Below are 20190 nucleotides of genomic sequence, written 5' to 3'. Positions count from 1 at the left end.
GGGTGCTCCAATCCCGGGACGTGGGGGGATGCCGGCCGCCGGAGGGAAGACACCGGACGGCCGGAGAGATGGTTGGAATGTACACACAGTAGGTTAGTCAGCCTAATTAATGCAAGATACATCTATCTCGGTTCCTGAGCCGCCGTTCCGTCCGGTCGGGTGATCGTCCTTGACGTGGCGCTGCGGACCTAGGACCGTGGGGCTCTATGAGGGGCGAACCCAGTTGCCCGAAGTGCGGTGGCCGGGTCAGGGCTCCCGGCCTCTTCTCGGATGCCTGGCAGTGCGACGTGCACGGCGCCGTGCACCCGCTGCAGCCCGTGATACCGCCGAGCGTCGAGGCCCTCGAAGTCGTCGTGCACCGCACCAAGGTGCCGGTGTGGATGCCGTGGCCGCTGCCGGTGGGCTGGCTTTTCACCGGTGTCGCGTCCGCGGGCGACGACCGCAGCGGGGGCCGGGCGACGGCCGTCGCGTGCACCGGCCCCGGCCCGCTCGGCGGGATGGGCGAGCTCATCCTGGTCGCCGAGGAGCTCGGCGTCGGACTCGGCGCGCGGTACGCGGGCATCGACGGCCCGGACCCCGGGCCCTACATGGACGTCGAGAAACCGCCCCAGGCCAAGGTGCTGGCCGCCGGCCGCCCCACCCCGCTCTGGCACGTCGCCCGCACGCCCGACGACCGCGCCGTGTTCGCGGGCGAGGCGCTCGGCCTGTGGCTGTGGGCGGTGGTGTGGCCCGAGCAGTCGGGCCTGCTGATGTACGACGAACTGGTGCTCGCCGACCTGAGGGACGCGGGCGCCGAGGTGGAGCTGGTGCCGTGCGGAGCCCTGTCCCCGCGTCTGCTGGAGAAGTGACGGGGCGCGGCCGGTGATGTAGGGGGCGCTCGTCGGGTTCGGGTGTGACAGCGGTGGCCAAAAATCCGGTTATCCTGGAGCGTCCCCGTCCGCCCGTCCCGCTTGGAGTACCGCGTCGTGCGTATCGACCTGCACACCCACTCCACCGCGTCCGACGGCACGGACACCCCGGCCGAGCTGGTCCGCAAGGCCGCCGCGGCCGGACTCGACGTCGTGGCCCTCACCGACCACGACACCACGCGCGGCCACGCCGAGGCGCTCGCGGCGCTGCCCCGGGGTCTCACCCTGGTCACCGGCGCCGAGCTCTCCTGCCGCCTCGACGGGGTCGGCATGCATCTGCTGGCCTACCTCTTCGACCCCGAGGAGCCCGCCCTGCTCGCCGAGCGCGAGCTGGTCCGGGACGACCGGGTGCCGCGTGCCAAGGGCATGGTCGCCAAGCTGAACGAGCTGGGCGTGCCCGTCACCTGGGAACAGGTCGCGCGGATCGCCGGCAACGGCTCGGTGGGCCGCCCGCACGTGGCCAGCGCACTGGTCGAGCTCGGCGTGGTGGACAGCGTGAGCGACGCCTTCACGCCCGAATGGCTCGCCGACGGCGGCCGGGCGTACGTGCCGAAGCACGAGACCGATCCCTTCGAGGCCGTACGGCTGGTGAAGAACGCGGGCGGCGTCGCCGTCTTCGCGCACCCCGCCGCGGCCAAGCGGGGCAGGACCGTGCCGGACTCCGCGATCGCGGAGCTGGCCCGGGCCGGGCTCGACGGCATCGAGGTCGACCACATGGACCACGACCCCGACACCCGGGCGCGGCTGCGCGGCCTGGCGGGCGAGCTGGGGCTGCTGGTCACCGGTTCGAGCGACTACCACGGCAGCCGGAAGACCTGCGTCCTCGGCGAGTTCTCCACGGACCCCGAGGTCTACGGCGAGATCACGCGGCGCGCGACCGGGGCGTTCCCGGTGCCGGGGACCGGCGGAGCGGTCTGACACCCGGGGTGACCGCCGGGTCCGGCGTCCCGCTCCCACCACGCCTTTCTCTTCCGCTTCCACTTTCGTTCTCGCGCTAGGCAGTCATGTTCGACGTCGCCGTCTTCGGCTCTCTCTTCCTGACCCTTTTTGTCATCATGGATCCCCCTGGGATCACCCCGATCTTCCTGGCGCTGACCGCGGGCCGTCCGGCCAAGGCGCAGCGGCACATGGCCTTCCAGGCGGTGTGCGTCGCGGGCGGCGTGATCGTCGTCTTCGGTCTGCTCGGCCACCAGATCCTGGACTACCTGCACGTCTCCATACCGGCGCTGATGATCGCCGGCGGCCTGCTGCTCCTGCTGATCGCGCTGGACCTGCTCACCGGCAAGACCGACGAGCCCCAGCAGACCAAGGACGTCAACGTCGCGCTGGTCCCCCTCGGCATGCCGCTGCTGGCCGGTCCGGGCGCGATCGTGTCGGTCATCCTCGCCGTGCAGAAGGCCGACAGCGTGGCGGGACAGGTCTCCGTGTGGTCGGCGATCCTCGCCATCCATGTCGTCCTGTGGCTGGTGATGCGCTACTCGCTGCTGATCATCAGGGTCATCAAGGACGGCGGTGTGGTCCTGGTGACACGGCTCGCGGGCATGATGCTCTCCGCCATCGCCGTGCAGCAGATCATCAACGGCGTCACTCAGGTGATCCAGGGCGCCTGACGTCCGGCCGCGAGCACACCGGAGCCCCCGTACCCGAGTGGTACGGGGGCTCCTCGAGCATGCGCACAGATTACGAGGCCGGTGTGTCGGCCGGGCGGATCCACAGTCGCTGCCCGATGGCGGCGGCCTGTTGAACGATGCGGTTGACGGAGGCGGCGTCCACGACGGTCGAGTCCACGGTCGTGCCGTCGACGTCGTCGAGTCGCATGATTTCGAAGCGCAAGGGCTTCTCCCTTCGTCTGGTCATCCTCCTGAAGGAGAACTACTGGGTGAAGGCCCACGGACCGGACGGGCCCGTGTGCCGCACAGGGTTCAACGAGGTGCGTGATGCAAACATTCCCTACGCTAAGGAAAATTTTCGAGCGACTAAATACTGACGAGTAAGGTTTTCGAACGGGACCGACCGGGACCGGTTGTGTTCGTTGCGTGACCGGCGGAACAATGAGAGGTGATGAACGACGACCTCGAGGCTCTGCATTCCCGTATCGACCGCACGAACGAGCTGCTCCAGCGCATGCTCGCCGAGGTGGCCAAGACGCCCTCCACGCACGCGATCTTCGTGGACGCCGGCTACCTCTACGCGGCCGCGGGGCGGCTCGTCGCGGGGACGGAGGACCGCCGCGCCTTCGACCTCGACGCCGAAGGGCTGATCGACGCGCTCATCGACCGGGCCCGCACCATCTTCGCCGACAGCAGGCTGCTGCGCGTCTACTGGTACGACGGCGCCCGGCGCCGCATCCACACCGCCGAGCAGCAGTCCATCGCCGAACTGCCCGACGTCAAGGTCCGCCTCGGCAACCTCAACGCCAACAACCAGCAGAAGGGCGTCGACTCCCTGATCCGCTCCGACCTGGAGTCACTGGCCCGGCACCGCGCCATCAGTGACGCGGCCCTGCTCGGCGGCGACGAGGACCTGGTCTCCGCCGTCGAGGCCGCCCAGGGCTACGGCGCCCGCGTGCACCTGTGGGGCATCGAGGCGCCGGAGGGCCGCAACCAGGCCGAGCCGCTGCTCTGGGAGGTCGACAGCCAGCGCACCCTCGACCTCGACTTCTTCAAGCCGTACGTCTCCCGGCGCACGGCGCCCGCGTACGAACCGGCGGGCGGCCGGCCCACCCGCGAGAACGTGCGTTTCGTCGGCGCGCAGATCGCCGCGAAGTGGCTGGTCTCGCGCGGACGCGAAACCATGATGGAGCTGCTCCCCGGCCACCCCTACCTGCCCGGCTCCGTCGACCAGGACCTCCTGGTCGAGGCCGAGGGCCTCCTCCAGTACTCCCTGCGCGGCCAGGCCGATCTCCGCCGCGCCCTCCGCGACGGCTTCTGGGACCACTTGCAGGCGCAGTACTAGGACCCTTCGCCCGGCCCCTGCTGCCGGATCGCGGGGTCCTCCCCGGGCTCGCCCCGGCCGACGGCGGCGGCCCAGGTCACCCCGGGCGGCGCGGTCACGTGCACGGTTCCCGCCAGGCGGGCGGCCTGGACGGCGAAGTCGGCGCCCTTCACGAGGGGTTCCCCTCTGTCGCACTCGACCGTGAAGGCCGCGCGCAGTACGGGAACCCGTACGTGAAGGGTCCCGGCGCCCTGGCACTCGAAGGAGAAGCCCACGGGGACGTCCCGGACGCCGGCCGCGTAGCTGAAGACCGCGTTGCCGCGAACGGGACCGTACGTGCCGGCCGGGCTGCCGAGCTGCGGCGGGGCCACCGTGGCGGTCGGCAGTGGGTCGGGGCTGGTGCCGGAAGCGACGGCCGGAGGCGAGGAGGCCGGAGGCTCGGCGGTGTCCGTCTGCGACGTGCAGCCGACGGCCGCCGGGAGCAGGAGGAGCAGGGCCCCACTGCGGGCGTGGTTCATCGGACCGCCAAGGTGTCGAAGAAGTCGGCGAGGGACTGTGCCGTGGGGGTGGGGCGGTCGGTCATGGGGGTGTGGCCCGCCCCGTCGACCACCGTGCGACGGGCCCGGAGACGGCGGGCCATGGCGTCGAGGCCGGGCACCGGCCAGGTGTCGTCGTGCGAGCCGGAGAGCACGTGGAACGGCAGGGGCACGGCGGCCAGTTCCGCGACCCGGTCCGGCTCCGCGCACAACTGCCGTCCGGTGGCGAGCAGCTGGGCGGGCTTGGTGGTCAGCCAGCGCTTCCGGAGCTGCTCCGGACCGCCGATTCCCCTTGCGGGGCCGCCCACTTCCTCCGGCGGGCCCATCGCCAGGATCGCCTCCCAGCACTCAGCCATCGACATCACCGCGAGGGCGTCCCGCAGCAGCGTCACCCGCTGCTCCTGCGAGGCGGAGATGCGCGCGGCGCCCGAGGAGACGAGCGTCAGCGAACGGAACGGGGAGTGGTCCAGAAGCACGGCCGCGCGGGCGATCTGACCGCCCATCGAATGCCCGACGAGATGCACGGGCGTGTCGAACGCGCGTGCCTGCGCCAGCACGTCCTTCGCCAACTCGTCCTGCGCGTAGGGGGATTCGTCGTCGGCGGGGCCGTCCGTGTCGTGCTGACCGCGTCCGTCCACGGCGACGGCGCGGTAGCCGCGCGCGGCGAGCGGTCCGAGGACCGGGGTGAAGTCCTCCTTGCTGCCGGTGTAACCGGGCAGCAGCAGCACGGTCCCCCGCACCGTGGCACCGGCGGTCGGCGGCACGTCCAGGACGGCGAACTCGCCCCGCCCGGTGGCGAGTCGACGTGGGCGGAGATCGGGTAACCGAGCGGGGGAGAAGGCGGTGATCACCCGGGTGAGGGTAGCGGGTGCGCGCACCGACGCCGACGGCCCGGCCCCCCACGAGCGGGGACCGGGCCGTCGGCGTCGGTGCGGTGTCAGCTCTCCGCGGAGTCCGCGGGGGCCGCGGCCTTACGGGTGCGGCGCGCCTTCGGCTCCGCCGTCTCCGTGGCCTCCGGCGCGGACGCGGCGGCCTTGCGGGTCCGGCGGCGCGGCGCGGCGGCCTCGGCGGCCTCCCCTTCCGGGGCGGTCTGCGCGGGCACCGTCCTCCGGGTGCGACGGGGCTTGGCCTCGGCGCCTTCGGCCGTGTCCACGGGTGCCTCCGCCTTCTTGGCGGCGGTCTTCCGCGTGCGCTTCGGCTTCTCCTCGGCCTCCGGCGCGGACTGCGCCGGAATCTCCACGGTCTCGGCGGCCTTGCGGGTGCGGCGGCGCGGCGTCGCCTCGGCGCCTTCGGCCGTGTCCACGGCGGCCTCCGCCTTCTTGGCGGCGGTCTTCCGCGTGCGCTTCGGCTTCTCCTCGGCCACGGGGGCCTCGGTCGCGACGTCCGCCTCGACCGCCACCGCCTTCTTGCGGGTGCGGCGCGGCTTGGCCTCGACGGTGCCTTCAGCGGTGTCGACGGCGGTCTCCGCCTTCGCGGCGGCCTTCCGCGTGCGCTTCGGGGCGGCCTCGGCCGTCTCCGTCGTGCCCTCGGCGGTGTCCGAAGCCGTCTCGGCGGCCTCGGCCGCCTTGCGGGTACGGCGGCGGCGCGGGGCGGCCTCCTCCACCGGGGCGGACTCCGCGACGACGGGCTCGGCGGCCTGCGCCGGAACCGACGGCTGCTCCGTCACGGCCGTGGCCTGCTCGGCCGACCGGCGCGTGCGGCGACGGCGCGGCTTCTCGACGGTCCCGTCGGCCCCTGCGGTCTCGGCGGTCTCCACCGACGGGCCCTCGGCCGTGTCGACGGCGGCCTCCGCGGCCCCCTGCTCCACCGCGCCCACGGTGTCGGCGACCCCGCCACGGGTACGGCGACGGCGGCGCGGGGTGCGCGGGGCCTCGCCGGCCTCCGCCTCCCCGGCGCCCACGGCGGCCGGCGCGGCAGGCTGCTGCCCCGCCGCGTCGAGCGGCGTCCCGCCACGGGTACGGCGACGGCGGCGCGGCGTACGCGTCGACGCCTCGCGCTCGTCGGAACGCTCGGACCGGCCACCGCGACGCCCGTCACGGCCGTCCCGGCCGCCGCGTCCGCGCGGTCCGCGCCCGCCGACCTCGCCCAGGTCCTCGATCTCCTCCGCGTCCAGACCGGCCCGGGTGCGCTCGGAGCGGGGCAGGGTGCCCTTGGTGCCCTCGGGGATGCCCAGGTCCGTGTACAGATGCGGGGAGGTGGAGTACGTCTCGGCCGGGTCGCCCAGACCCAGGTCCAGCGCCTTGTTGATCAGCTGCCAGCGCGGGATGTCGTCCCAGTCGACCAGCGTGATCGCCGTGCCCTTCGCACCCGCGCGGCCGGTGCGGCCGATGCGGTGCAGGTACGTCTTCTCGTCCTCGGGCGTCTGGTAGTTGATGACGTGCGTGACGCCCTCGACGTCGATGCCGCGCGCGGCGACGTCGGTGCAGACGAGGACGTCCACCTTGCCGTTGCGGAAGGCGCGCAGCGCCTGCTCGCGGGCGCCCTGGCCGAGGTCGCCGTGGACCGCGCCGGAGGCGAAGCCGCGCTGCCCCAGCTGGTCGGCCAGGTCGGCGGCGGTGCGCTTGGTGCGGCAGAAGATCATGGCCAGGCCACGGCCGTCGGCCTGCAGTATCCGCGCGACCATCTCGGGCTTGTCCATGTTGTGCGCGCGGTAGACGAACTGCTTGGTGTTCGCGACCGTGGCGCCCTCGTCGTCCGGCGCGGTGGCGCGGATGTGCGTGGGCTGCGACATGTAGCGGCGGGCCAGACCGATGACCGCGCCCGGCATGGTGGCTGAGAACAGCATGGTCTGCCGCTTCACCGGAAGCAGGTTGATGATCTTCTCGACGTCGGGCAGGAAGCCCAGGTCGAGCATCTCGTCGGCCTCGTCGAGGACGAGGGCCTTGACGTGCGACAGGTTGAGCTTCTTCTGCCCGGCGAGGTCGAGCAGCCGGCCCGGGGTGCCGACGACCACGTCGACGCCCTTCTTCAGCGCCTCGACCTGGGGCTCGTAGGCCCGGCCGCCGTAGATCGCGGTGACGCGCACGTTGCGCACCTTGCCGGCGGTCAGCAGGTCGTTGGTGACCTGCGTGCACAGCTCGCGGGTGGGGACGACGACCAGCGCCTGCGGCGTGTCGGTGAGGTCCTCGGGCTTCGCGCGGCCGGCCTCCACGTCGGCGGGGACGGTGACCCGCTCGAGGAGCGGCAGACCGAAGCCGAGCGTCTTGCCGGTGCCGGTCTTGGCCTGGCCGATGACGTCCGTGCCCGTGAGGGCCACGGGGAGCGTCATCTCCTGGATGGGGAAGGGGGTGGTGATGCCGACGGCTTCAAGGGCTTCGGCTGTCTCGGGGAGGATCCCGAGCTCTCGGAACGTCGTAGTCAGGGTGCTGCCTCTTCTGTGTGCGCGGTGCGAGGCGAGCGCGGGGGTCGTGTAGGGACCGTGCCGGGGACGACGGCTGCCATACGGTCGAGGCCGTAGGACACGGGACCACTGCCGACGCTCGAGCGCTCGTACCGCTGAGGTGTCCCTCCGCATCCCGTACGCGATGTGCCGTACGAACAGAGGGCTGTCGGGTCGGAGCCGATCGGGCCACCGACCGGGCATCCTCATACATGCTGCGGCCCGTCGGACACGTCCGAGTACGTCAGACTGCCCAGCAGGCGCATTACCACCATACCCCGGATTCGCGCACACGCCATGGCCGATTTGGTCACGTAGTCGTCGTCACACTGATCGACCAGGACCTTCCGGGGCAGGCCGAGCGGGCTATTGTGCGCTGCATGACGAGCTCTGACAGCCCTGCCAACGCCGCGGAAACCCCCGAGACCCCTGCCGAACGGACCGGCGTCGCCGCCATGGACTGGGCGGCCGCCTCCGCCGACCTCCAGTACCGTGCCGCTGTCGTGGATCTGCTCGGCGCGCTCGCGTACGGGGAGCTGGCGGCGTTCGAGCGGCTCGCGGAGGACGCCAAGCTGGCGCCCACGATGGCGGACAAGGCGGAGCTCGCGAAGATGGCGTCGGCCGAGTTCCACCACTTCGAGCGGCTGCGGGACCGGCTGGCCGAGATCGGCGAGGAGCCGACGCAGGCCATGGAGCCGTTCGTGGCCGCCTACGACGGCTTCCACAAGCAGACGGCGCCGTCCGACTGGCTGGAGGGCCTGGTCAAGGCGTACGTGGGCGACTCCATCGCCAGCGACTTCTACCGCGAGGTCGCGGCGCGCCTCGACTCCGACACCCGCGCGCTGGTCCTGGCCGTCCTGGACGACACGGGCCACGGCGGCTTCGCCGTGGAGAAGGTCCGCGCGGCCATCGAGGCCGACCCGCGTGTCGGCGGCCGGCTCGCCCTTTGGGCACGCCGCCTGATGGGCGAGGCCCTGTCCCAGTCCCAGCGAGTGGTCGCCGACCGCGACGCCCTGTCGACGATGCTCGTGGGCGGCGTGGCGGACGGCTTCGACCTCGCCGAGGTCGGCCGGATGTTCTCCCGCATCACGGAGGCCCACACGAAGCGGATGGCGGCACTCGGGCTGGCTGCCTGACGGCACCCCCACCGTACGGCCGTCCGACGGCGCCGGTAAGCCGCGGGCGCCGTCGATCTCGGCGGCGCCCCCGCAGGAGACGGTCGCCCCTGCGGGCGGACGGTGTCCGGTCCGGGCGCCCTCCGCCCGTGGGCGGTCGCGGTGGCCCGGCGCTCGGCCGAAGAGGTGGACGACCGCCCCGGCGGGCGGTCAGGCCGTTGCCGAGTGGCGGAGTCTGCCCGCCGGGCGCAGCAGCAGGGAGAGGGAAGCGGTCGAGACGATCGCCGCGCCCAGCAGCATCGTCAGCAGGTTGCCCGCGTCCAGCGCCGTGTTCATGACGAAGGCGCCGAACAACGCCCCGGCCACACCGGTCGCCAGCACGAGGGCGCGCCGGGGGAGCCGGTGGGACAGACGGCGGTACGCCCCCCAGGCCAGGGCCAGGCCGAGAATCGCGGAGCTGAGCGCTTCCAGAAGCATGTCGGGGTCCCTCCCACACGGCCGGCCTGCTCGTCCATGTCTTGGTCCTGTCCCGGTTTACCCCTGACCTGCGGAATCCAATCCTCCCCACACGGCCTCACCTGTAGGCCGTCCGGGGGTTTCCGAGGGGCGCGGGCCCGCGCGCACGGAGAAGGGCCCGGCGGTTTTGTCACCGCCGGGCCCTTCTCCTACGCGTACCGCTCCCCGGCCCGCCCTACAGGGCGCCGAAGCCCACCTTGCGCGGGGCGGGCTCGCCGATCTCGACGTAGGCGAGACGGTCGGCCGGGACCAGGATCTTGCGGCCGTGCTCGTCCACGAGGCTCAGCAGCTGCGACTTCCCGGCCAGCGCCTCGGCCACCACGCGCTCGACCTCCTCGGCGCTCTGACCGCTCTCCAGAACGATCTCGCGGGGCGCGTGCTGCACGCCGATCTTGACCTCCACGGCTATGTCCCTCCGACGGTCAGTGAAGTGCGCGGCCTTCCGCGCCGTACCTGCACACATTAGCCCGGTGAGGGGATCCGCACGCTTCGCCCGGCAACGCCAACAGCGAACAGCCGACGGGAACAGACGACCGCCGGCCGCGCCGGTCAGTGCGGCTGGTCGCTGCCGTGCAGCGGGAACCCGGCGATGCCCCGCCAGGCCAGCGAGGTCAGCAGCTGCACCGCCTGGTCGCGCGGCACGCTGCGGTCGCTGTGCAGCCACGACCGTGCCACCACCTGGGCCAGCCCGCCGAGCCCCGACGCCAGCAGCATCGACTCGGCGCGTGACAGGCCGGTGTCCTCGGCGATGACGTCGCAGATGGCCTCCGCGCATTCGTTGGTGACCTTGTCGACCCGCTCGCGCACGGCGGGCTCGTTCGTCAGGTCCGACTCGAAGACCAGGCGGAACGCGCCGCCGTCGTCCTCGACGTACGCGAAGTAGGCGTCCATGGTCGCCCGTACGCGCTGCTTGTTGTCCGACGTCGACGCCAGCGCGTGCCGCACCGACCGGATCAGCGCCTCGCAGTGCTGGTCCAGCAGCGCCAGATACAGGTCGAGCTTGCCGGGGAAGTGCTGGTACAGCACCGGCTTGCTGACACCCGCGCGCTCGGCGATGTCGTCCATCGCCGCCGCGTGGTAGCCCTGCGCGACGAAGACTTCCTGGGCGGCGCCCAGCAACTGGTTCCGCCGGGCACGGCGCGGAAGGCGTGTACCCCTCGGGCGTACCGCGTCCGTCTGCTCGATGGCTGTCACGCCGCCTCCCATAGTCGTCCACATGCGGGATCAGCCGCGTCGCCATCGTACTTTTCGGTAATCCTGATGCGCGCGGTGCACGTGCAGAATTTCACGGACCGGACAGCGGGAGAAGCGGCACGGACGGTTTCAGAAGCTGTCAGAGCGGGCAAAACATGTCCCCTTCCGGACGGCTGACGCCCCGGACGGCGCACCTCTCACCGGTAGTCGTCCTCGTCGAGCTGGACGACACGCGCCTGTTCCACCAGATCCGCCTCGTTCGCGCGGTCGGGGTCCACCTCCTCCAGCGGGTCGTCCTCCTGAGGCCGTACCTCCGCCTGCTGCTCGGCCGCGTCCACCTCCGGCGCCTCGACGTCGAACTCCACGCCTTCCTGCACGTCCTCGTCCTCCTCGAACGTCTCGGGGTCGGTCGGATCCACGGCCATCGCTGGGCTCCCTTCCTGCTCACGCCCCTGAGGCATGCAGGGGCCACGTACGGGTGCCCTCTGTACGAGCCTAGGAGACACCCGATTCGGACGCCATGCCATCCTGTGACGCCGAACACGTGAACCATGGCGTGATCGTCTCGTAACATTGCCGCATGTCTTCGACCGAGCTGCCGTCCGTGCCGCCGACCGGCGTGCTGCCCGAGCCGGTGGCGGTCAGGGTGGCCGAGGGCGAGCGGCTGAGGTCGGTGCGGGTGCCCGGCGCCACGCTCACGGTCAGATACCGGCCGCCGGCCCGCGAAGGACTGCCGCCCGCCTTCTACGTCCACGGCCTCGGCGGCTCGTCGCTCAACTGGTCGCCCCTGATGGCTCTGCTGGACGGCGTCGTCGACAGCGAGGCCGTCGACCTCCCCGGGTTCGGCGACTCCCCGCCGCCGGACGACGGCGACTACTCGATCACCGCGCACGCACGCGCGGTGATCCGCTGTCTGGAGGCGTCCGCCCGCGGACCGGTGCACCTCTTCGGCAACTCCCTCGGCGGCGCGGTCGCCACCCGGGTCGCGGCCGTGCGTCCCGACCTGGTCCGCACCCTCACGCTCGTCTCCCCGGCCCTGCCGGAGCTGCGCGTGCAGCGCTCCGCCGTCCCCACCGGACTGCTGGCCGTACCCGGTGTCGCACTCCTGTTCACCCGGCTCACCCGTGGGTGGACCGCCGAGCAGCGCGTCCGGGGCGTCCTGAACCTCTGTTACGGCGACCCCTCCAAGGTGACGCCGGAAGGCTTCCGGCACGCCGTGCAGGAGATGGAGCGCCGACAGAGGCTGCCGTACTTCTGGGACGCGATGGCGCGCTCCGCGCGCGGTCTCGTCAGCGCCTACATGCTCGGTGGCCAGCAAGGACTGTGGCGTCAGGCCGAGCGGGTGCTCGCGCCGACCCTGCTCGTCTACGGCGGCCGGGACCAGCTCGTCGGCTTCCGCATGGCGCAGCGCGCCGCCCGCCACTTCCGCAGTTCCCGGCTCGTGACACTCCCGGACGCGGGGCATGTGGCGATGATGGAGTACCCCGAGACCGTGGCGTCGGCGTTCCGTGAACTCCTGAGGGACGCGACGGCTCCCGCGGACGAGGGCGATACTGTGCAGCCGGACGCACAGCGCGATCCGGGTCCGTCCGCCGACACCGGTGGCCCGACCGCCACGACCGAGACGACAAGGGGCTGAGGCGCGACGTGGGACGCCACAGCCGGCGCGGGCCCGCCCCCAAGGGCGGCACCGCGGACAGCACCGCAGCCGCCGCACGCGGCGTACAGGACGCGCCCGAGGCGCGGTACGACGACCGCTGGGACACCGGCCAGGAGGCGGCGCGGCCGCAGCAGCAGACCCAGGGCACCGCGCCGTACGGCACGCCGCCGCACGGCACCCCGGTGCACGGATACGGGGCGCCGGGGCGCGGCAGACCGGCACCGGGGGTACCGCCCCTGCCGGACGGATGGCAGCAGGGAGGGACCCCGTCGCGCGGCGTCCCCCGGTACGACCGGTACGGCGGTCAGCCCCAGGGCGTCACCGGGTACGGCGACGGCACGCCGCCGCGTGGTGTGCCGCAGTACGGCGAGGGGACTCCCGGCCACGGCTTCCCGCGCCACGGGAACGGAGTTCCCGCCCAGGGCCCGCCCCGTGCCGGGGGAGGAACATCTCCGCAGGGCGGGCCGCGCCGCGGCGACGGCACTCCCGCACACGGTGTCCCCGGGCACGGGGACGGCACCCCTCCGCACGGTGTCCCGCGCTTTGCGGACGGCACTCCTGCGGACGGCACCCCCCGGGTCCGCGGCGGGCACCCCGAGCAGCAGGAGACCGGGGGCGGCCGGACGACCCTGCACGGACGGACCGCCGCCGGCGCCGGGTACGGCGCGCCGGCCGCCGAGCAGGGCGTGCCCCTGCCGAGGCAGCGCCAGGCGCCCGTGGAAGGACCGCGCCGGGACTACGTCGAGGCCTTCGACAGGAACGACGACCTCTTCACCCCGCGCAAGCCCGTGACCCGCGGCCCCGCGGACCCGCACGCCACCGTCACCGACCGCGACGGCGCCCCGGACACCGGCGCCTTCCCGGCCACCGACGCGGTCGACGACGAGCCGCCGACGGGCGTCCCCGCGCAGACCAGGGGCGGCAAGGGGCGCGCGTTCACCGGCATCGCGGCCGCCGCCGTTACCACCGTGCTGGCCGTCGTCGTCGCCGGTCAGGTCACCGACGAGCACGACAGCCCGGCCGTCCAGTCGCAGTCCGTCGGCGAGCAGGCGCGCGACGCGCGCGACTCCACCTCGCGCGGCGACGGCCGGGCGACGCCAGGCGTGCCCACGGCGAAGCCGCTCACGTACGAGCAGCAGATGGACCGGAAGTTCCCGTTGGCCGCCACCCGCGGCGGCACGGGCAGGTTCTACGCCGTCAAGGGGATCGACAAGGCGCCCGGCAAGGGGCGGAAGGTCACCTACCGGGTGGACGTGGAGCGAGGGCTCGACCTGGACGGCGCGCTGTTCGCCGAGGCCGTGCACCGGACGCTCAACGACAGGCGGAGCTGGGCGCACGACGGCCTGACCTTCGAACGGATCGAGTCCGGCCACGCCGAGTTCGTGATCACCCTGGCCAGTCCCGGGACGACCGCCGACTGGTGCGCCAAGTCGGGCCTCGACACCACCGAGGACAACGTCTCCTGCGACTCCGCGGCCACCGAGCGCGTGCTGATCAACGCCTATCGCTGGGCGCAGGGCGCCGAGACGTACGGCGACAAGATGTTCGCCTACCGCCAGATGCTGATCAACCACGAGATCGGCCACCGCCTCGGCCACAACCACGTCACCTGTGACAAGGACGGCGACCTGGCCCCGGTGATGCAGCAGCAGACCAAGTTCCTCGAGTACAACGGGATCAGCTGCCGGCCCAACCCCTGGCCCTACCCCAACAGCTGACCGGCCAGGACGACCGACCGCCTGATGCCTCGCCCGACCCCTTGTGGGCGCGCGCCGGGTGGTGGTTCCGGACCGGCGCGCGCCCGTCGTGCACCGGTCTCAGCACGGCGAACGCACTCCGCGCCGGAAAGTTACGCCCGTTCACCCCTTTTGGTGGCGTGATGGACAACCGTCCATCACGCCACCGTCCTGTCCGCATACGTTCGTCCCGCTGCGAGCCGCCGGGCCAACGGCGGCTCCCGACGGGAGAACGGGGGTGCACACGTGCGCATCGGACTGCTTACGGAGGGTGGCTATCCGTATGTGGGCGGTGAGGGCGGGGTGTGGTGCGACCGCCTGGTGCGCGGGCTCGACCGACACGAGTTCGACGTCTACGCGTTCAGCACCGGCCAGGCCCAGGAGGACGCGGGCTGGCTCCCGTTGCCGCCCCAGGTCGCGCGGGTGCGCACGGCGCCGCTGTGGGCCGCCGAGGAGGACGGCGTGGTCCACGGCCGCCGCGCCCGCAGGCGTTTCACCGAGCACTACGGCGAACTGGCCGCCGCCCTCTGCCACGCCGCGGAGCCCGGCACCGCCGAGAAGCCTGGCACCGCTGAGGCGGACCGTTTCACCAACGCGCTCCACGGGCTCGCCGAGCTCGCCCGCGACGAGGGCGGACTGGTCGCCGCGCTGCGCTCCGAGCAGGCCGTGCGCGCCCTGGAACGCGCCTGTCGTGCGCCCGGAGCCCGCCGCACCGCGCGCGAGGCCCGCGTCCCCGACCTGCTGACCGTCGCCGACCACCTGGAGCGCGCCCTGCGCCCCCTCTCGCTCGACTGGTACGAGGAGGACGGCCTCGGCGCAGTCGATCTCTGCCACGCCGCGTCCGGCGGCATCGCCGTGCTCCCGGGCCTGCTCGCCCGCCACTTCTTCGGCGTCCCGCTCCTGGTCACCGAGTACGGGGTGCGTCTGCGCACCCACTACCTCACGCGCCCCGACGCCTCCCCCGCCGTACGGTCCCTGCTCGCCGCCTTCCACGGCCTGCTCACCGCCGAGACCTACCGCGCCGCCTCCTACCTCGTCCCCGGCAACGCCCACGCCCGCCGCTGGCAGGAGCGCTGCGGCGCCGACCGGGCCAAACTGCGCACCATCCACCCCGGCCTGGACGCCACGCCCTTCACACGCGTCGGTGAGGACCGGTCGGAGGGCCGGGAGAAGGGCGCCGAGCGGGAGCACGCCGGCCCGCACACCCTCGTCTGGATCGGCCGGGTGGAGCCCGCCAAGGACCTGGTCTCGCTGCTGCACGCCTTCGCGGAGGTCCGCGCGGCCGAGCCCGGCACCCGGCTGCGCATCGTGGGCCGCCCTTCAGGGCCCGAGGGCGAGGCCTACCTCGGCCACTGCCGGGCCCTGGCCGCACAGCTCTTCCCGGACGAGGCCGACGGCCCGCACGCCGTCGGGCGGAATCCGGTGACCTTCGAGGAACTCGGCGGGCCCGGCGCCGAGACCACCGCCGATGTCCACGCCGGCGGGACCGTCACCGTGCTCTCCAGCGTCGTCGAGGGGTTCCCGGTCGGGCTGATCGAGGCGATGTTCTGCGGACGCGCGACGGTGTCCACGGACGTCGGCGCGGTCGTCGAGGTGATCGGCGGCACCGGTCTCGTCGTACCGCCGCGCAATCCGCGGGCGCTCGCCGAAGCGTGCGTCTCGCTGCTGCGCGACCCCGAGCGCCGTGCGCGCCTCGGAGCGGCCGCGCGCGCCCGCGCACTGGAGCTGTTCAGCGTCGAGCAGAACGTCGCGGCGTTCCACGCCCTCTACCTCGAGACCGTCGCGCGCACCCCGGTACGCCGGCCCGTCCTCGACGGTGCCGGAGACCCGCAGCCCTTCGCCGCGCCCGCCGAGGCCCACGTCCCCGGCCACTGGACCGGACCCACCCCCCGCGCCGTCCCCACCTGGGCCGTGGAGACGCCGGAGCCCGTCACGGAGACCGTCCGATGACCGACCTGAGCGAACTCGACCGCGGCGCCGCCCCCGGCGCGGCCGACCCGGTCAAGGTGCTGCTGCACCGCCACCGCGAGCTGTGCGAACGCGCCGTGGACCCGCTGGAGATCGCGGCGGGCCTGGAGGCCCACGGCATCACCGACCGGACCGCCGCCCGCTTCCGCCACCGCGACGTCTTCTCCCTCGCGGAGGAGCTCTACGCCCGCGTCCCGCGCGACGCCGACACCGTGACCGACGCACCCGCCGCGCCGGACGCCCCGGCCCCCGAGGGAGGCCGCCGGTCCGTCATCGTGCTCCTGCTCCCGCTGCTGCCCGGCGCGCTGTGCGCCGCCGCGCTGGTCGCCCTGGCCCGCACCCACGGCCAGACCCGCCTCTACGCGGCCGCCGCCGGCGTGGTCGCCGTCGCCCTCGCCCTGCGCGCCGCGCTGCGGCGCGGACCGCTGGCCCTCCCCGACGGCCTCGCCTCCCGGTCGGCGACCGGCTCCTGGACCTGCTGGCTCCTCGCCTACGCCGTGCTGGGCGACGGCCTGCTGCGCACCGCCCTCACCGGCGGCCCCGACGGGCTGCCCGACGGCACCACGGGAGGCGACTGGCCCCTGGCCCTCGCACCGCTCCTGGCCCTCGCCCTCGCCGTCGCGCCCGCGACCTGGACGGCCGGTCTCTTCCTCGCCCACGCGCGCCGCAAGCTGGCCGTCAGCCGTGACCTGGAGGACTTCGCCGCCTCGGTCCGGCCCGTGCTGCTCGGCGCCGTCGCCCTGTTCGTGGGGGCGCTGGCCGTGCTCGTCGCCCTGTGCGCGCCGTTCCTGGACGCGGGGCCCGTCTCCCCGGCGGTCCTCGCCCTGGGCGCCCTCCTCTTCGTCGCCCGCCTGCTCACCGTGCACGGCTTCACCCACGCCCCGCGCGTGATCCTCATGCTCACCGCGACCGCTCACGTGCTCGCGCCCGCCACCGTCTTCGCGGCCCGGCTGCCCGGCTGCGCCGCACTGGGCGCACCGGTGGAGGCCCTCACCGCCGCCTGGGGTCCCACCGCCGTACCCGTCCTGACCTGTGGTGCGGGCGCCCTGATCCTGCTCGTGCACGCCGCCCGCACCCTCGCCCGCGCCTCGGCGCACCTGCGGCCGGAGCAGGCACGGTGACCGGCCGCGACCGCCGCGCGGCCCGGACGGCCGCGGTTACGGAGCCCTCGACCCCCCTTTGAAGGAGAACCTCGCATGACCTGCCGTCCCGCCACCGAACGCCGCGAAGGAGCCGACCGATGAGGGTCCTGCTGATCGGAGCCAACGGCTACATCGGCCGGTTCGTCGCCGACCGCCTGCTCGCCGACCCCGCCGTCCAGCTCACGGCCCTCGGCCGGGGTGACGACGCCGACGTCCGTTTCGACCTCGCCACCGGCAGCCCGGGCGCCCTCACCCGTTTCCTCGACGCCGTCCACCCCGGCGTCGTCATCAACTGCGCCGGCGCCACCCGGGGCGGCGCCCGCGAACTCACCCGGCACAACACGGTCGCCGTCGCCACCATCTGCGAGGCGCTGCGCCGCAGCGGCTGCGGGGCGCGGCTCGTCCAGATCGGCTGCGGCTCCGAGTACGGCCCCAGCCAGCCGGGCTCCTCCACCGCCGAGGACGCCGTCCCCCGTCCCGGCGGGCCGTACGGCGTCAGCAAGCTCGCCGCCACCGAACTGGTTCTCGGCTCCGGCCTGGACGCCGTGGTGCTGCGGGTCTTCTCGCCCGTCGGACCCGGCACCCCGGCAGGCTCCCCGCTCGGCCGGCTCGCCGAGGCGATGCGCCGCGCCATGCAGTCCGGCGACGGCGAACTGAAGCTCGGCGGGCTCGGCGCCCAGCGCGACTTCATCGACGTCCGCGACGTGGCCCGCGCCGTGCACGCAGCCTCGCTCTCCGCCGCCCAGGGCGTCATCAACATCGGCTCCGGCCGCGCCGTCCGCCTCCGGGACGCCGCCGGGATCCTCGCCCGGGTGGCCGGTTACGGCGGCGCCCTCAACGAGCTCGACGGCCTGCCCCACCCCGGGCCCGTCCACACCACCCACACCCCCCACGCGACCCACCTGCGGGCGACCATCGGACACCCCCGCGCCGAGGCGGACCACCACCCCGCCGCCTCGCCCGCCGCGTTCCCGTACCCCGACGGGTGCGGGACCTGGCAGCAGGCCGACGTGCGCACCGCCCGCGACCGCCTCGGCTGGCGTCCCCGCATCAACCTCGAGGAGTCGCTCGCGGACATCTGGATGGAGGCGGCATGCCGTATCTGACCCGGACCAGACAGGACCACACCGCCACGGGGCTCGGCACCGGCCTCGGCGTCCCGGGCGTCGCGCACCCGCTCCTCGCCCCCGACGAGTGGAACCGGCTGGGCCGCCCCGGCACGCCCCTGCACTGGGTGGTGCTCAACGTCGCCGACGGCCCCGGCGTCCAGCCGGACCCGCACTGCCTGGAGGCGGCGGGCCGGCTGCGCAACGCGGGCGTCCGCGTCCTCGGGCACATCGACGCCGCCTACGGGCTGCGCGGCTTCGGTGAGATCGTCTCCGACGCCCATCGCTTCCACGACTGGTACCGGGTCGACGGCTTCCTCCTGGACCGCTGCCCCGCCGGCCGCGAGGACCTGCCCGAGGTGCGGCGCACCGTCGCCACGCTCCGGGTGATCAACGAGGACGCCCACGTCGTCCTCGGGCACGGCACCCATCCGTACCCCGGCTACGCCGAACACGCCGACCAGCTCGTCACCTACTCCGGTCCGTGGAGCGACTACCGCTGGTCCCAGGTGGCCGAGTGGACCGCCGACCATCCGCCGGAGCGGTTCTGCCACTTCGTGCACGGCGTGCCCCGGCCGCACCTGGAGGAGGCGCTGCGCATCGCCCGCTGGCAGGGCGCCGGCACCATCTACTTCACCGACCACTCGGACCGGGTCTCCGGCCGCGCGCGACCGGCGGATCCATGGGGGCCGCTGCCCGGCTACTGGGACGACATCGTCTCGCGTGTCGGAACGGGTGTCTCGGAATGAAAAAGGGCATGGCAGTGTTAAGCGGAGAACAACCGTAGTGATTGACCGACCAACGGAGTCCCCGTGTCGCTGCCACCCCTGGTCGAGCCGGCCCCCGAGCTCACCGTAGACGAGGTCCGCAGGTACTCCCGCCACCTGATCATCCCCGACGTGGGGATGGACGGGCAGAAGCGGCTGAAGAACGCCAAGGTGCTCTTTGTGGGCGCCGGCGGCCTGGGCTCGCCGGGTCTGATGTACATGGCCGCGGCGGGCGTGGGCACGCTCGGCATCGTGGAGTTCGACGAGGTCGACGAGTCGAACCTGCAGCGCCAGATCATCCACAGCCAGTCCGACATCGGCCGCCCCAAGGCCGAGTCCGCCCGTGACACGATCAAGGGGATCAACCCCTACGTGAACGTGGTCCTGCACGAGGAGCGGCTCGAGGCCGACAACGTGATGGACCTGTTCAGCCAGTACGACCTGATCGTCGACGGCACGGACAACTTCGCGACCCGCTACCTGGTCAACGACGCCTGCGTCCTGCTGAACAAGCCGTACGTCTGGGGCTCCATCTACCGCTTCGACGGCCAGGCCTCCGTCTTCTGGTCCGAGCACGGCCCCTGCTACCGCTGCCTCTACCCGGAGCCCCCGCCCCCCGGCATGGTCCCCTCCTGCGCCGAGGGCGGCGTCCTGGGCGTGCTCTGCGCGTCCATCGGCTCCATCCAGGCCAACGAGGCCATCAAGCTGCTGGCCGGCATCGGCGAGCCCCTCGTCGGCCGCCTGATGATCTACGACGCCCTGGAGATGCAGTACCGCCAGGTCAAGGTCCGCAAGGACCCCGACTGCGCGATCTGCGGCGAGAACCCGACCGTCACCGAGCTCATCGACTACGAGGCCTTCTGCGGCGTCGTGTCCGAGGAGGCGCAGGCGGCGGCCGCCGACTCCACGATCACTCCCAAGCAGCTCAAGGAGTGGATCGACGACGGCGAGAACATCGAGCTCATCGACGTCCGTGAGCCGAACGAGTTCGAGATCGTCTCCATCCCGGGCGCCCGGCTGATTCCCAAGAACGAGTTCCTCATGGGCAACGCCCTGGAGAGCCTGCCGCAGGACAAGAAGATCGTCTTGAACTGCAAGACGGGTGTCCGCAGTGCGGAAGTCCTCGCGGTCCTGAAGTCCGCGGGCTTCTCCGACGCCGTCCACGTCGGCGGCGGCGTCATCGGCTGGGTCAACCAGATGGAGCCGGAGAAGCCGGTCTACTAGGCCGC

General features: G+C 73.1%; 20 protein-coding genes. 12 read left to right on the top strand and 8 right to left on the bottom strand.

Annotated features, from left to right (window positions below):
* Positions 1-206 precede the first annotated feature (206 nt).
* The 3 genes from ELQ39_RS10310 to ELQ39_RS10300 all read left to right on the top strand — a co-directional run bounded on the left by ELQ39_RS10310 (position 207) and on the right by ELQ39_RS10300 (position 2518).
* Positions 207-848 (top strand): DUF6758 family protein, encoded by a 642-nt coding sequence (locus ELQ39_RS10310; protein ID WP_190002484.1) that lies wholly within the window; start codon positions 207-209, stop codon positions 846-848.
* Between the two features lie 117 nt (positions 849-965).
* The gene (locus ELQ39_RS10305) at positions 966-1826 is read left to right on the top strand and encodes a PHP domain-containing protein (RefSeq protein ID WP_190002485.1); all 861 of its coding nucleotides are present in this window, start codon (positions 966-968) and stop codon (positions 1824-1826) included.
* 86 nt (positions 1827-1912) lie between these two features.
* Positions 1913-2518 carry a MarC family protein gene (locus ELQ39_RS10300; protein ID WP_190002486.1) on the top strand — a complete coding sequence of 202 codons (606 nt, stop codon included), beginning with the start codon at positions 1913-1915 and terminating at the stop codon, positions 2516-2518.
* A 70-nt stretch (positions 2519-2588) separates the two neighbouring features.
* On the opposite strand, the gene ELQ39_RS10295 is transcribed toward ELQ39_RS10300, so the two are convergent.
* Positions 2589-2741 (bottom strand): hypothetical protein, encoded by a 153-nt coding sequence (locus ELQ39_RS10295; RefSeq protein ID WP_019522250.1) that lies wholly within the window; start codon positions 2739-2741, stop codon positions 2589-2591.
* Positions 2742-2969: 228 nt separating this feature from the next.
* Here ELQ39_RS10295 and ELQ39_RS10290 point away from each other — a divergent pair, with 228 nt between their 5' ends.
* Positions 2970-3863, top strand: a complete 894-nt coding sequence (locus ELQ39_RS10290) for an NYN domain-containing protein (RefSeq protein ID WP_190002487.1) — start codon at positions 2970-2972, stop codon at positions 3861-3863.
* On the opposite strand, the gene ELQ39_RS10285 is transcribed toward ELQ39_RS10290, so the two are convergent.
* The 3 genes from ELQ39_RS10285 to ELQ39_RS10275 form a co-directional block, all read right to left on the bottom strand.
* Entirely contained in the window at positions 3860-4360 is a 501-nt protein-coding gene (locus ELQ39_RS10285) for a hypothetical protein (RefSeq protein WP_242591708.1), read from the bottom strand. The two genes, ELQ39_RS10290 and ELQ39_RS10285, sit on opposite strands and share 4 nt — an antisense overlap.
* Positions 4357-5229 (bottom strand): alpha/beta fold hydrolase, encoded by an 873-nt coding sequence (locus ELQ39_RS10280; RefSeq protein WP_242591707.1) that lies wholly within the window; start codon positions 5227-5229, stop codon positions 4357-4359. The genes ELQ39_RS10285 and ELQ39_RS10280 overlap by 4 nt, the downstream gene beginning before the upstream one ends.
* Before the next feature lie 86 nt (positions 5230-5315).
* Positions 5316-7646 (bottom strand): DEAD/DEAH box helicase, encoded by a 2331-nt coding sequence (locus ELQ39_RS10275; RefSeq protein WP_277994665.1) that lies wholly within the window; start codon positions 7644-7646, stop codon positions 5316-5318.
* A gap of 491 nt (positions 7647-8137) precedes the next feature.
* Here ELQ39_RS10275 and ELQ39_RS10270 point away from each other — a divergent pair, with 491 nt between their 5' ends.
* Positions 8138-8893, top strand: a complete 756-nt coding sequence (locus ELQ39_RS10270; RefSeq protein ID WP_242591706.1) for a ferritin-like fold-containing protein — start codon at positions 8138-8140, stop codon at positions 8891-8893.
* A gap of 189 nt (positions 8894-9082) precedes the next feature.
* Here ELQ39_RS10270 and ELQ39_RS10265 read toward each other — a convergent pair whose 3' ends face one another.
* The 4 genes from ELQ39_RS10265 to ELQ39_RS10250 form a co-directional block, all read right to left on the bottom strand.
* A complete protein-coding gene (locus ELQ39_RS10265) occupies positions 9083-9349 on the bottom strand; it encodes a hypothetical protein (protein ID WP_190002492.1) in 267 nt (88 codons plus the stop codon).
* 214 nt (positions 9350-9563) lie between these two features.
* Entirely contained in the window at positions 9564-9791 is a 228-nt protein-coding gene (locus ELQ39_RS10260) for a DUF3107 domain-containing protein (protein ID WP_019522837.1), read from the bottom strand.
* A 146-nt stretch (positions 9792-9937) separates the two neighbouring features.
* On the bottom strand, positions 9938-10582 hold the full coding sequence (locus ELQ39_RS10255; RefSeq protein ID WP_190002493.1) for a TetR family transcriptional regulator: 645 nt from the start codon (positions 10580-10582) through the stop codon (positions 9938-9940).
* Positions 10583-10779: 197 nt separating this feature from the next.
* Positions 10780-11007, bottom strand: coding sequence for a hypothetical protein (locus ELQ39_RS10250; RefSeq protein WP_210634729.1), 228 nt, complete (start codon positions 11005-11007; stop codon positions 10780-10782).
* Between the two features lie 155 nt (positions 11008-11162).
* Here ELQ39_RS10250 and ELQ39_RS10245 point away from each other — a divergent pair, with 155 nt between their 5' ends.
* The 7 genes from ELQ39_RS10245 to moeZ all read left to right on the top strand — a co-directional run bounded on the left by ELQ39_RS10245 (position 11163) and on the right by moeZ (position 20185).
* On the top strand, positions 11163-12221 hold the full coding sequence (locus tag ELQ39_RS10245) for an alpha/beta fold hydrolase (protein ID WP_190002495.1): 1059 nt from the start codon (positions 11163-11165) through the stop codon (positions 12219-12221).
* A gap of 8 nt (positions 12222-12229) precedes the next feature.
* Positions 12230-13960 (top strand): DUF3152 domain-containing protein, encoded by a 1731-nt coding sequence (locus tag ELQ39_RS10240; protein WP_242591705.1) that lies wholly within the window; start codon positions 12230-12232, stop codon positions 13958-13960.
* Between the two features lie 264 nt (positions 13961-14224).
* The gene (locus tag ELQ39_RS10235) at positions 14225-15928 is read left to right on the top strand and encodes a DUF3492 domain-containing protein (protein WP_242591704.1); all 1704 of its coding nucleotides are present in this window, start codon (positions 14225-14227) and stop codon (positions 15926-15928) included.
* Positions 15925-17067, top strand: a complete 1143-nt coding sequence (locus ELQ39_RS10230; RefSeq protein ID WP_242591703.1) for a hypothetical protein — start codon at positions 15925-15927, stop codon at positions 17065-17067. The genes ELQ39_RS10235 and ELQ39_RS10230 overlap by 4 nt, the downstream gene beginning before the upstream one ends.
* Positions 17068-17186: 119 nt before the next feature.
* The gene (locus ELQ39_RS10225) at positions 17187-18194 is read left to right on the top strand and encodes an NAD-dependent epimerase/dehydratase (RefSeq protein WP_225629344.1); all 1008 of its coding nucleotides are present in this window, start codon (positions 17187-17189) and stop codon (positions 18192-18194) included.
* Positions 18182-18943 (top strand): spherulation-specific family 4 protein, encoded by a 762-nt coding sequence (locus tag ELQ39_RS10220; RefSeq protein ID WP_225629345.1) that lies wholly within the window; start codon positions 18182-18184, stop codon positions 18941-18943. Before ELQ39_RS10225 ends, ELQ39_RS10220 begins: the two co-directional genes overlap by 13 nt.
* A gap of 63 nt (positions 18944-19006) precedes the next feature.
* Entirely contained in the window at positions 19007-20185 is a 1179-nt protein-coding gene (gene moeZ / locus ELQ39_RS10215; protein WP_242591702.1) for an adenylyltransferase/sulfurtransferase MoeZ, read from the top strand.
* Positions 20186-20190: the final 5 nt, after the last annotated feature.

This window comes from Streptomyces sp. GB4-14 (genome assembly GCF_022696125.1).
Classification (GTDB): domain Bacteria; phylum Actinomycetota; class Actinomycetes; order Streptomycetales; family Streptomycetaceae; genus Streptomyces; species Streptomyces werraensis.
This window is presented reverse-complemented; position numbering and strand designations above follow the sequence as displayed.

Bases quoted from the DNA above. Each gene is read 5' to 3' on its own strand.
- ELQ39_RS10310 (WP_190002484.1), top strand. From the start codon at position 207: ATGAGGGGCGAACCCAGTTGCCCGAAGTGCGGTGGCCGGGTCAGGGCT.
- ELQ39_RS10300 (WP_190002486.1), top strand. From the start codon at position 1,913: ATGTTCGACGTCGCCGTCTTCGGCTCTCTCTTCCTGACCCTTTTTGTC.
- ELQ39_RS10290 (WP_190002487.1), top strand. From the start codon at position 2,970: ATGAACGACGACCTCGAGGCTCTGCATTCCCGTATCGACCGCACGAAC.
- ELQ39_RS10285 (WP_242591708.1), bottom strand. From the start codon at position 4,360: ATGAACCACGCCCGCAGTGGGGCCCTGCTCCTCCTGCTCCCGGCGGCC.
- ELQ39_RS10275 (WP_277994665.1), bottom strand. From the start codon at position 7,646: ATGACGCTCCCCGTGGCCCTCACGGGCACGGACGTCATCGGCCAGGCC.
- ELQ39_RS10270 (WP_242591706.1), top strand. From the start codon at position 8,138: ATGACGAGCTCTGACAGCCCTGCCAACGCCGCGGAAACCCCCGAGACC.
- ELQ39_RS10265 (WP_190002492.1), bottom strand. From the start codon at position 9,349: ATGCTTCTGGAAGCGCTCAGCTCCGCGATTCTCGGCCTGGCCCTGGCC.
- ELQ39_RS10250 (WP_210634729.1), bottom strand. From the start codon at position 11,007: ATGGCCGTGGATCCGACCGACCCCGAGACGTTCGAGGAGGACGAGGAC.
- ELQ39_RS10245 (WP_190002495.1), top strand. From the start codon at position 11,163: ATGTCTTCGACCGAGCTGCCGTCCGTGCCGCCGACCGGCGTGCTGCCC.
- ELQ39_RS10230 (WP_242591703.1), top strand. From the start codon at position 15,925: ATGACCGACCTGAGCGAACTCGACCGCGGCGCCGCCCCCGGCGCGGCC.
- ELQ39_RS10225 (WP_225629344.1), top strand. From the start codon at position 17,187: ATGAGGGTCCTGCTGATCGGAGCCAACGGCTACATCGGCCGGTTCGTC.
- ELQ39_RS10220 (WP_225629345.1), top strand. From the start codon at position 18,182: ATGCCGTATCTGACCCGGACCAGACAGGACCACACCGCCACGGGGCTC.